This window comes from Psychrobacter glacincola (assembly GCF_904846215.1).
Taxonomy (GTDB): Bacteria; Pseudomonadota; Gammaproteobacteria; order Pseudomonadales; family Moraxellaceae; genus Psychrobacter; species Psychrobacter glacincola.
Genome location: NZ_CAJGZK010000036.1, coordinates 1 through 12,264 on the forward strand (window position 1 = coordinate 1; position 12,264 = coordinate 12,264).

At 37.2% G+C, this 12,264-nt stretch carries 7 protein-coding genes; all 7 read right to left on the reverse strand.

The features are described 5' to 3' along the window. Positions 1–111: 111 nt before the first annotated feature. The 7 genes from JMW90_RS12980 to JMW90_RS13010 all read right to left on the reverse strand — a co-directional run bounded on the left by JMW90_RS12980 (position 112) and on the right by JMW90_RS13010 (position 11,690). Positions 112–951: a hypothetical protein gene (locus JMW90_RS12980; RefSeq protein WP_201564671.1), complete on the reverse strand. Its 840-nt coding sequence runs from the start codon at positions 949–951 to the stop codon at positions 112–114. A gap of 145 nt (positions 952–1,096) precedes the next feature. Then, positions 1,097–2,137 (reverse strand): tetratricopeptide repeat protein, encoded by a 1,041-nt coding sequence (locus tag JMW90_RS12985; RefSeq protein WP_201564672.1) that lies wholly within the window; start codon positions 2,135–2,137, stop codon positions 1,097–1,099. A 102-nt stretch (positions 2,138–2,239) separates the two neighbouring features. After that, entirely contained in the window at positions 2,240–3,226 is a 987-nt protein-coding gene (locus JMW90_RS12990) for a hypothetical protein (RefSeq protein WP_201564673.1), read from the reverse strand. After that, entirely contained in the window at positions 3,226–4,719 is a 1,494-nt protein-coding gene (locus JMW90_RS12995) for a hypothetical protein (RefSeq protein ID WP_201564674.1), read from the reverse strand. The genes JMW90_RS12990 and JMW90_RS12995 overlap by 1 nt, the downstream gene beginning before the upstream one ends. After that, complete coding sequence (locus tag JMW90_RS13000) at positions 4,719–5,846, reverse strand: hypothetical protein (RefSeq protein WP_201564676.1); 1,128 nt, start codon at positions 5,844–5,846, stop codon at positions 4,719–4,721. Before JMW90_RS13000 ends, JMW90_RS12995 begins: the two co-directional genes overlap by 1 nt. Before the next feature lie 10 nt (positions 5,847–5,856). Continuing rightward, the gene (locus JMW90_RS13005) at positions 5,857–11,055 is read right to left on the reverse strand and encodes a tubulin-like doman-containing protein (protein WP_201564678.1); all 5,199 of its coding nucleotides are present in this window, start codon (positions 11,053–11,055) and stop codon (positions 5,857–5,859) included. A gap of 107 nt (positions 11,056–11,162) precedes the next feature. Next, entirely contained in the window at positions 11,163–11,690 is a 528-nt protein-coding gene (locus tag JMW90_RS13010; RefSeq protein ID WP_149492569.1) for a hypothetical protein, read from the reverse strand. Positions 11,691–12,264 lie beyond the last annotated feature (574 nt).

Here is a 12,264-nt window from a genome sequence, read left to right on the forward strand (position 1 = left end):
TTCATTGACTTCTAACGATGTATTTATGTTGCTTAGCAAATAATTAAACAAGTAATCGATTAATTGCATCAAAACTTCAGTTCTTAATTTTTAAAAATTACATCAAGTCAATTAATTACCACTAAATATTTTTCCTAAAATTGATAAAACTCCTAAAATTAGTAAAATATAAGCGATTATCTTAAAACTATTCGATCCATTTCTACTATCAGCTAGTACGTTGCCATTTTGTGGAATTAGAATTTCTTGCGAATCTGTATTTATAACGCGTACATGATCAGGAACTTCATCTGGCTGTGCAAATATTCTTTCAAGCTTAGCTTGTATTTTTGGTTCTTGAAGGAGTTCTGATTGCTCATGAGTAACTTCATTGTGCGTAACAAGCTTCTCTTTACTGATGTCTCTTTTCTTATTTAACATCAAGCGCCATTGATTATTCACCTCTTTCTTTATACTCTCAGAAAAGTAATCAAAGTTCGTATAATTAACTTTTCCTATATTTAAGGCAATATCAGAACTACCTGCCATCTCTGGAGCCACCCAAAGTTGAAAGAATACCAAATTATCTTTAATACGATAGTTGTTGGTTTCCCCATCGTGAGTCATACGAATAAAAGCATCGATAGGTTCTTTTGAATTATTTTTAAAACATATAAATATCTGCCTAACTTCGTCCCTACTTATGTTTCTGTTAAAACCTTTATCTAAATCTATCGAATAATGACTATTAAGCGTATAACCATCTACCAGACAATCTTTTCTTACTTTTTTAGTGACTTCATTTCTATCTACTATATCTAAGGCATAGTTTTCTGAATTAATCCTGCTGAAGTCAAAGTAATTCAATTCAACATCAGCGTCATCCATCAAATGATGCTGGATAAAAATTCCGTATTCCATATCAAGATTATCGACCAATGCTGGCACGTACAACAATAAATTAAATCTCATTAATTCTTAGTCCCTAATTAACTTTAACTGCTGCAATATAATTTACTACTATTAAACTTTCCGCTACAGCCTTTAATATCCAAATATTTACTAATACAGCTATGATGAATATAAGACATCACTAATTTCTAAAGCCTCAAAAATATTAATAATTTAATCGATTCATAGCTTGAATAGCATCAGATTCGCCCAGCTTAGCAGATTCACTATACCAATTAATTGCCTCTTCCATATTTACCTCTAATCCGTCGCCATTTTCATAGCGCTTTCCTATGGCATACATTGCTCTCTTATGCCCAAGCTTTGCGGACTCCATTAATAAACTAACGCCCTGTTGTTCATCTTTTTCCATACCACCTGTACCGTTTAGACTATAAGTCGCTATTGCATAAATCGCTGAAGCACTATTGAGCTCAGCTGCCCTTTTATACCACATAGCGGAAGTGTCTAAATCTTTTTCAACGCCTTCACCGATACTATAAAGATAAGCTAAGTTGGTCATCGCACGCGGGTAATTAGCCTCAGCAGAATGACGATGCCATGTTACTGCGTAATCTAGATCTGTATTAACACCAAGTCCTTCTCGATATACCCACGCCAATTGGTTCATTGCCCCTGCGTGCTCTTGGTTTGAAGCTTGCTCAAGCCAAGATCTAGATTGATCATAAAGTTGTACCTGATAGTAATAAACGCCCAGTAAAAACATTGCATTAACATTTTGGTTATTTGCCAAGGTTTCAAGACTATCAATTGAGCTAACATCAAATCCAAAACTAGCTAACCACTCTTCAAATATATCTACATCTCTAGATTGGTTCTTAACGTTGACGATAGTGCTGGCCAGCAAGATTGGTGCAAAAGGGTTTTTATTATCATCAAGTAAACTTTGATACTTCTCTAGTCGTTCCATATCGTTAGGATACTGCGCATCTATTACAGCTAGTTGGTCAACCCATTCAATATTCTGCTCATCAGTTGCTGTATTTACAGCAACCTCGACATCTTCTACTGCTGCTATGTCAGACTCATCTACTTGTTGCTCACCTGGTTCACCAATCTCATATGATCCAGCAGACTCTGTATCATCATAATAAGTATCATTATTGGATTCGAAAACACCTGAAGCAATCACCATCAACAGAATGCCTGTAAAACTCATTAACGTATACTGAAGGTTTTTATTCATTAGAATTAAGCCATATTACATTGTGTATTATTTTATGCAATCTGCTAGACAGCATACCTATCGCGTCACTATCATATCAATGGACATGTATAGAGTTGAGTTTTAAAAATTTACTGGCTCTACCCTTAAAATCTCACTGTTACTGCATTCAAGGCTATGCCATTTCTGATGCGTCCACATTTTATCCAAGCTTGTTGGTCTTTGTATACAATAGCCGATACTTTGATCACCAGAGCGATTCGTGATACCCAACACCATAGTATGTCTAGGCGGTTTATCATCTACAATCATATTGCTGATTCCTTGTCCACTGGTCCAAAATACAACGTTAAACTCGTCATCTAATTTATTTGATAGTCTTTTTGGCAATCTCGCAATCAGCGTATTTTTACCGTGTACTCTTTGCCAGTCATTAAAGCCTTCTACCAAATCATCTAAATCTTGCTTAGCAAATATTCCCCACACTGAATCCACATCGTTGCTATCTAGCATTTCAATATCAAAGCTGTTCTGGTCAACTTCAGATTCTGTTATAATCTCTTCAGTTATTTCGAGCTCTTTTACTACTGTAACCTCTTCAACTTGATGCTGAATGATTGTTAATAAGTGTGATAAATCCTTTGCTTCTAGTATTTGATCTTCTAGATCAACATACTTTTGCGAGGGAGTTTCGGGGTATATCTGTATACAGTTTTTACTAAAGTCTCGACTTTCTGCTTTTTCATTTAGTTTACTTAATGGGTATAACGTTTCAAGATATATCTTTTCGTGTTTTGCTGATGCCCATAAATAGATATATGCTAAATCTAGTTTGAGTTTTATAAGTGCCTCAACATCGATAAAACCAGATAAAAACAACGATAGATTATTTTTTATTGGAATATCGATGTCGCTAATAATATCGAATGGTGCTTCTTGACGCACCAAACGCAGCCAAGATTTGGCATGAACCTCTGCGATATTAATATCTATAACTTCAAGAGGCGAACCATCTGAACTCTCTAAGACTAAACTACATTCAAAGCTATTATTCTCTAAATTTTGTTGAGTCGACAACCGCCATAATACCCACATATCATCATCTATCATTAGCTTGGGTCACAAGTTAGATTAATATTGATAGTCCTTGGATACAGGCTTTCAATATGTTGTTTCGACTTATTAGCAAGACTAGATATCAACTGATTATACTGAAAAGTCTTATCTACAAGGTTGCTGCAGTCCGAATCAGAGCTGCAACCATCACGCTCAATAGAGTACTGAGCATAATAATTTGTATTTATAGCGGTGCTATCAGCAGCATATTGTAGCGCAAAACCTTGAGCGCTTTTTTGCGTATCTGCCATTCCCGAGCTTACGCCAATACAAGATTTTTGTGCTTTTATGATAGGAATCGAGAGGTAATTATCTATTACCTCTAATGGTGCTTTGGGCGTGACACTGTAGCCATTTTGCAATGGCAAGTTGAGTCTTAATGTACTGCCTGTTTTGGAGCGAAATAGTGGACCATCCGGACAAATCTTGTCACGATTGGTTTTTGGATTGGAATAAGGATAAAAAGCAATGCCATTCTTCTCATCCCAGCTAATATCATAACAATTCTTTTGCTCTTCACTAAGCGAACTATTGGCTTCAAACGCACTAATATAGGGTTTATCTTCACCCATAGACAAATCAATAATATTTTTTGGACTAATAACTGGTGCAGGCGAGCTAAATGATTCATAACTTTTTGCATCATCCGTTAAGAGCCGAAGCTGTGGTAAAAACTCAGCCTGAGCAATAACGCTGTTTGGAAACTGGGTCTGAGCATCAATTAAATTTTGTTGTATTTTTTCGATCTGGGCAGCATCTGGCGCTTGTTTTGCCAACCAAAAGAAATGTAGATGTTTTTGTGTCTGCTCTAATGTCTTAGGTGCATTATTCACCGTATAATAAGTTCCGACAAATGGCGAACGAAGCGATAAGATACCATTAGATAGCGAAGAAGCGGTATTTTCTGCACTCACATAGGCACCAAGAAAGGCATCGTACTGCGTCTCAAAGGTTGTTCTCTCAGCAGGCAATAAGTGCATATCTGAAACAATCGCTACTGAGCGTTGTTGAAGTTCAGGTTGTTCTCTGTAATCCTGAAGAATCAGACCAAGCTCAGTGTACTGCCCGCCTAAATCACACTTACCTTGCATCAATTGGTTTTCAAACTTCTCAAAGGGGATGTAAGTTGCTTTGTCTGATGCCTTATCCTGCATAAATATCAATATACGATCATTCGTTCTGAGTACAGATTGAATAGCCTGAACCAACTTGGTAATAGGAATGGCTTGTTCAGTAGTATCTAATTCTGCATTAAAATAGCCACACATACTCGCTGAACCATCGATAATATAATCGATCGCTGAGGGGCTGTTATTTTTGGGTAATATATCCAAGTTCAATGGCGGCATAAAATTAGGTGTAGCATTGACTTTTACCGCAGGCGCCTCAGTGGCAATCGCTTCGGGCTCATCACTACAACCTGCAACTAAACTAAATAATAATGCCGCGCTTAATGCACCAGCATACTTGGATAGGTATATTTGCATTAGTTTATCTCCAACGGTTCGCCCGACACTTCTAGCGTGCTATTTGTTCGCTGTACTTTGTACCACCCTTTATTTACCCAAACTGTCGATAGTGCATTTGGTTTTTTATAGCAATAGGCAAAGCCCTGTCTATCAGGTTTGGTTAGACTAATAACGGAAGCACGCATCGTATTCTGTGCCAATTCAATAGAGTCAACACCATCACTCTGCGTCCATAGCTCAATCGAATACTGCCAATGATCTAGTTTGCGCTGGATCTCTACAGCTACTAAATCACTAATATTCATGTTGCCCCGATTTTTTTGAAACCATGTGGTGATACTATCAGATAGTTGCTTACGGTCTGATGCGTCTAGATCCTCAATCACTAAAGGCTCTTCCATGTCCATGAGGGGTAATACTGCGCCAAAAGTGTCAATAGCACTATTTTTATAATCGTTGTTTATATTAAGTTGTTGCTTAAGGGTGGATTCAAGCTCTGCATTCTTAACATTGGATTGCTTTAACTTGCTAAGAGTATTACCAGCTTCTTTTCTTAAACGCTGATTTTGTTGCTCTAACTTTTCATTCTCATCGCTTAACCTGCTGATTTTTAAGAATGATAGCAAGGCTCCACCTAAAATCAAAAATATTAAGCCGCCACTTAATAGATAATTAGTGTTCTTCCAAAATGGAGTTTTTTTGGCTATTTCTGGTTGCTTTTCAACAGGCATTTCTTTGGTATTATCAGAAGCACGCGCTTCTACCTCTGCTAAGGCAGAAAGAGTACCATTATTAATTCCTGTATTAGTGCCATCACTACTATCGTTATTTTCAATATTTCCTGCATTCGGCTGATTGGTAGAGCTATTTGACGTATTGGCACTAGGCACTGAAGAATCAAATATGTCATTATCTAATTTTCCTGAATCTTTCTTCTCACTACTGTTAGTAATAGTAGTTACTTTTTCTTTAGACTCATCAATAATTGTTTCTTTTGATAACTGATCTACCTCTTTATCATTCATTGGCGTTGCTATAGCCGATAAGGGCAACAGTGCTGCCCCTACCACTATTGCTAAAACGAGCTTAGTTGTTTTTGATTTTTGCGGCACAAATAGCTCACTGTTACAGATGTTTTTTATCATTATTATATTCCTAGTTACCCTGTAACTTCTGATGCATCGCTGAGTTAAAGTTCCAATGATCGTTACCATTTCCTGAACCCGTCAGATACATAGCATTTACGTCATAAAAATTAAGATTGCCAATTCTGTTGTTGATAAATAAATATGCAACCTTCTCGATATCATTATTCCAATATTTTTTAGTGTAAGGGAATAGACTCTCTAATAGAGGCAGTAGATTTTCTTTATCTGACAGACTATCGTTAAGACGTGGGATAGCGCCATCCTTATCGTAATCAACCAATATTGGAATATCTGTCATATTTTTATCAAACATGTTAGGTGGATATAACATTTTCGGATGTTCCAAAACGCTACTAATCTTATTACTATACATCTGGTCAGCAATACCACCAGCGCCATCACGAATCATATGCTCTTTGCTGTTCTCACTATAGCTAACATTCAGTGTTATCTCATCACTACCAAAATAATCCGCAAATACGGTATCCCAAACTGCGTGAGCATAATGACCTTCGTTGATAGCAGGATGCGGATGCGTATCATGGCTAAAGTAATCGCTCAGCTTAAAGCCGTTACCTTGTAGTACGATATTTAGCTTTTGGTTCTTTAGATGATCAATAGACTTGAAACCAGCTTGCTGTAGTAGCAATTTTATTTTTACAAAGATGTATTCATAAATACTCTCAAAGAACATCTCAGCAACCTTTGAAACTGCACCTGGATCAGTAGGTAACTCATCAACGATACGGATACCGTTTCGGATTTGCAGCTTCATAACTGAAGTTAACAAAGTCTCGTAATATTTCTCATTAGTATCTTTCGATTGTATGTTTACTTTATGCTCTAAGAATTTACGAATCGGGCTATCTTCAGGCTTTAGCATCGCACTTAATAAATCATTACCTGCCCATTTAATACTACTAGAGTATTTTAAGCGCTGGATTGCGTCATCATAATCCGTATATGCTAGCTCAATGTCGATGTCCGTTGTTCCGCCGCCCATATCGATGATTACATAAGATTCGTTAGGATTGATCATAGACATCTGCAATGCAGCTTCGGTCTCAGAAACCTCTATGACATCTGGCTTTTTGACCGTGATACCTGTTTTCTCAGCCAGCTTGCTCAATACAGTTTTCATATCACGTGCATAAGTATTAGCAAAGGTCGTATTTTCAAACATGAAGGCGTCAGGACGAGTAACATAAACATAGTCTATATCTGTCACACCAGAATATCTTAAGCGCGCTAACACTCCGATCAGCATCTGCTCAATATAGATAGAGCGCAGTCTGCTAGACAAGGGATAATCACTCCCTCCTGTCTCTTGAGGCCACTTAATATTTCCATAAATACGCTGTATATCATTACTTTCAAGCAAACTGTTAAAGAACTTAATGCGCTCATTATCTGAATTTGACACACCTAAAAAATCACTACATAAAGGAGTAAAAATAGGTGCATTTAAATTCAGGCCATTGATAAGTACCTGACCTTTATCTGCATTCTCTTTCATGGTTTTTAGCTGAACATCGGTCTGATTACTGCCGTCTGGATTGGTACGATTACTCAAACCGAGTAAAATCTCACTAGGAATGGTATAGCTAGCACCCTGCTCTACATCTGCCTGACGCTGTAAATAATAAGCGCTACGATTTTTTAACCACTCTTCTTGACCTTTAATATCATCAGTTTCGGAATAGACTAACCATTCCATTCTTGATTCATTAGCAGTATTGGCAAGATTGAGATTTTCGCGTTTAATCTGACCCTGCTCATTGTATGCCTTAGCCATGCAAGTATTAGAAGTACCAAAATCTAAGCCAATACACTTTATATGGCTGTTTCCTGATTTTAGATTTTCATTTAATATAATTGGCTGCGTAGCAATCACTGTATCGCCACAAGACAGCTCTATGATGGCAGGTACAAACTCAATTTTTAAGGGAATGGCATCAAAGCCAAATACTTTAGATTGTGTTAAATCTTGAGAATATACCGTGACTGTAATCTTGTCTGAGCCTAGCGTGGTATTTAACTTACTGGCTAAATCTTCGTACACGTTACGCTTTTCAATATCTACAGTTATAAAGTAGTAGTTCCAGCCTTCTACTTTAAAGTTTGGCCAGACGCCAACGCCAAAGGCTAAGTCATAAGGTGTGATCGCAATAGTAGTTTGATTGGCATCGCCGCCATGTGGGAACTCCATCCAGCCTAATTCTGGTACATACAATTTGGTATATTGTATTGAACACTCATTATTACTCTCACCATTAAATTTTACTTTGGTATGAACCGCTTCACCATTGGGTTTAGACAATTGCTCTATTACTTCAGGTTCAAGCCAGTACTCTTTTTTAACAGGTAAAAATTGTTGGATATTAACCACGTTACCATTGTTATCAGGTAGTTTATCCAACATGACTACCTGCGGGTGTCTAACTAAATAACCACTCGTTTTGACTACAGAGCTTGAAGTGCCAATTTCACTAAGCGTCACGACATTACGGCAACCCAAGGTTAGCGCAGGGTAAATCGGCGCCACGACACTAGGAGGCGCGGGCGGTGGTAGATCAGTCAATATACCGGTTAAGGCGGTTAATAATATGTTTTCATTATGATTCTTATTCGCACTAGGACTGTTCTTTAGTCTGATTCTTAAGGCATTCAACTGCCCAGCAAAGAATTTATCTAGTGAGCTAATATTGTTTTTATCCCCACTTTCTTTTCGTGAGAACAAATCAGCATATCTATAACGCAGACTCGGAAGTTGCATGTTTTGTAGTAAACCTGCGAAGTAATCTTGAGCCGTACTATTTGCTGCTAAGCACCAATAATAGCCATTCCATAAAAATAATGGTGTGCGCTCTGAGTCATTAGTTACGATCATACCAAGTTCACTATCTGACCAGTTTTGGGTCAATAGCTCACGCTTGAGCCAACGATGATAAGCATTGTTCTCATCTAATGATATCGCAGTATAAACCACCTCTGTCGAACCACTTATCAGTAACCAGAACGCTGCTTCAATGACACGCTGTGCATACAGATATAAGCCCATCTCTGTACTTTGGAATTTATTGGCAACGATTTTGTAATATTCAGTATGGTTACTTTCTATTAACTGTGAGACAGTAATATCATTTTGAATCTGTAGTCGCCATTTCTGTAATAAAAACGACGCTAAGATATTAGGAACACCTTGCGCGATACTCTCATCTAATTGAATCGTGTTAATAAGATTGGAAGTGGTTGATGTGGGGGACAATGCATCTAACCAACGAAGTGTCTTAGGATGATCTATATCCATAATATCTAACGCTGCTACATCGCCTGCTAACTGCAAGTTCCAATCCATCGCGCCGTAATGGGCAATTTTATCTCTTTGTTGCTGCATCTGTAGCTGAACGTGGCTAATAGATTGTGCAGTATCAGACAGAGTGCGGAACTCAGAGAATTTCTCCCCAAACTCCTCTGCTGGTTTCACATAATCGTTGAGGTTTTTAAAGACTGAGCTAGCAATATTACTTGCCAATTGAGAATACTTACTCGTATCAGTGACACCTTGCTCTATGATGCTATTGATTTTTGCCTGTAGCGTAGTATCAATAGCACCTTGATCATTTACAACGGTTTTCTCTAATACTTTAAGTGCACATGATTGCCACAACTCATCTTTTTCAAAACCCGTTTGGTCATTTGCACCAACCAATTGCGACCATAAAGAATTGGCATTATCTGCACTATTGATATTATGGTAGGCTCTAAACGCTGGGATAATACCTGAGGCGTTTTCATTATCATAATCATGCTTTGAAAGCCATTTTAAGCTGTCTTGATATTGTTTCTGTTCAAAGACCAGAGCGTCCTTTAGGTTTGTCGCTACAACTTTCGGTACAAAGGTCACTGACTTTAAGCCGAACCAAGCTTTCTTACTCTCTAGGCTGACACCAAACCGCTCACTAATTTCGTCTAATAGCTTTTTGACAGTGTCGTACTGAGCAGCAGAATCCCCTAATACAGCATGGTTAATCTCGCCTTCAGCATATCCATTTAACACCTCAATAAAGGCTTGCAGAATTAAGATAGTTAATGCGTTTTTTACCAGCAACATCCAAAGACTAACAAACGTTTTATTCTTTGAAAAATCTTCGAATTGTAAAGCAGCCGAAGTATGTGGATGAAAATGCCCTTTACGTACCTCATGAGACAGCTGACTCATAGGCATATACAATTCGTTTGAGGTAAAATGTCTAGCAAAGCTATTCTGAACAGCATTTGCTGCCAGCAAGTTAACCACGTGTGTATGTTCCGGTTGGTCAAAGTCGCCTGCGCTTGGTCTTTGAATATCTTGCCACATACTACCTGATTGAATAAAAATAGAGCTGACAGCATTATTACTATTAGACTGCAATTCATACTGGAAGTTTCTGAGCGCAAAGGCGGTATTGCGCTTTAACTTCCCAACATCAAAGGCGCTGCCTGTTGAGCCATCTTCACCAGGTTTAAGCTGGAACCATGGTAACGTTGCTACCGTTGCTAAATTAATCGCACGTCCTGAGCTTGAGCTGTTGATGATCTCGTTAAATGTACGAGCTAATGTCGGAATAATACCACTACCTGTACCGCCGAATACTGATCCTACGATGACGATATTACAATCTGAGGTATTAATACCCGTCACATCATCATCAAATAATGACAAGAATTCTTGCTGTAATAGCAATTTATTAGCTGTATTAATTTTTCCGCTGCCATCAAGCACACGTCCAAGCTTCTCACCAAATATGGTTGATCCTACTTTTGGATTGGCATGCATTCCTTCTGAGACTTTTATGTTCAAGTCTTTTTCATAGAAAAAGGCTTTTATCTCTTCATTGGTTTTACTCTTTTGTGCTAATAGAACGTTTTTGACGGTCAAATCACTGCTAGAAGATAAGTTCTGGCTATAGGGCCGAATAATATCAAAATTAGCCTCTTTGGTCTTATTACCAATGCCTCTATGACGCAGATACTCATGAAGACTTTGAATGTCTGGTACCAACTGGCTTCTTCTATTGGCAATTTGTTGAGACTGAGCATCCGCGTCAATAATATAGACGTGTGGAACATCTATAGATCCGGCGTTACCTAATGCTAATACACGTAAATATGCGTGAATGATATGCTGACCTGAACCACCAACCCCAATAAGTACATTTGACACGACAAACTCCTGCTAAATTTAGACAATAAAATCTTTTTATTAGATAAAATAATTATACTAATGCTGATTGATTTATATATTTTAGATAGATAAGACCTTTGTATAGGCTACCTATTATTACCATATAAGAATTTAGCAGTGACTAGCAGATAGATGAGCGCACTAATCATCATAATTACGATTGCGCTCACTATTAAACTTCCCAAAAACAGTGGTGTTGTAAATGGTAAAAATTTGGCGAACAAAATAGACTTAATATTCATGCAAACCTTGATATTTAAAGGGTCTGAAATTACTGCATATATATTAGGCTTGATACAAGAAGCCGCAGACTTATTAAGTAAAAAGTTCGGTAGAATGAACAATAACGCAGATATACCAGCAGCATATGTAGCGTAAATAATTCTTGCTCGTTTGACCATTATGCGTGGGTTCTTACGATTACGATGGAATAATATGGCAGCAACTACAACACTAGAAAAAATAGAAACAAAAGTAATTGCGACATAAAAGGTCAATTGTCCCGTCTGTTTAAAAGCAGGTGCCAATTCATTCATCTCTAAAACCATCAAACCACTTAATACACTGACAATTACACCAGTAATAATAATTGCTTTTATTATTGCATTATTCATAAAACCCTCAATACGACATATGTCGTTAGATATCAAACTATGCAGTTATCGAGTATAGGTTATTGAAACTTATATACTTGCTACATACTAATTTTTAAAATTAATGTTATAAGACATGACTAGCTTAAAATGCAAATGATGATTTAATAAAACAATTTTGTGTTAGAAAATATGCTTGAATACCTACATTTTCTAGGACAAGAAAATTCTATTTTTTTGATTGAATTCTATATTTGCAATATTCGAAATAATTATGAGACCTAAATTTACGCAATTCGTACATACATATCGCGTAATTCTACTCGACTAAAGTAAATTTTACTATAGCTTACCGATATTAGTTTTATATTTATCTAAATTGAGTAAAGTCAAAAACTCTCGAGCAGATATTATCGAAAACTAACTCGTTCTTTTTAAAAGTAAAAAATCGATACCACCCCTGTTCTAAAATAACTTATCCAAATTATTCTCCATCTAACCTTGGCATAGAAACTTCGCTTATGCTCACTTTTTTTCAATGGGGTTTAGATTAGGGCTGTAGGGTGGCAGCCATAGAATACGATGGCCATACCTG

What these genes read in the sequence shown, in the direction of transcription:
- JMW90_RS12980 (WP_201564671.1), bottom strand. Translation starts at nt 951, where the DNA reads ATGAGATTTAATTTATTGTTGTACGTGCCAGCATTGGTCGATAATCTT.
- JMW90_RS12985 (WP_201564672.1), bottom strand. Translation starts at nt 2,137, where the DNA reads ATGAATAAAAACCTTCAGTATACGTTAATGAGTTTTACAGGCATTCTG.
- JMW90_RS12990 (WP_201564673.1), bottom strand. Translation starts at nt 3,226, where the DNA reads ATGATAGATGATGATATGTGGGTATTATGGCGGTTGTCGACTCAACAA.
- JMW90_RS12995 (WP_201564674.1), bottom strand. Translation starts at nt 4,719, where the DNA reads ATGCAAATATACCTATCCAAGTATGCTGGTGCATTAAGCGCGGCATTA.
- JMW90_RS13000 (WP_201564676.1), bottom strand. Translation starts at nt 5,846, where the DNA reads ATGATAAAAAACATCTGTAACAGTGAGCTATTTGTGCCGCAAAAATCA.
- JMW90_RS13010 (WP_149492569.1), bottom strand. Translation starts at nt 11,690, where the DNA reads ATGAATAATGCAATAATAAAAGCAATTATTATTACTGGTGTAATTGTC.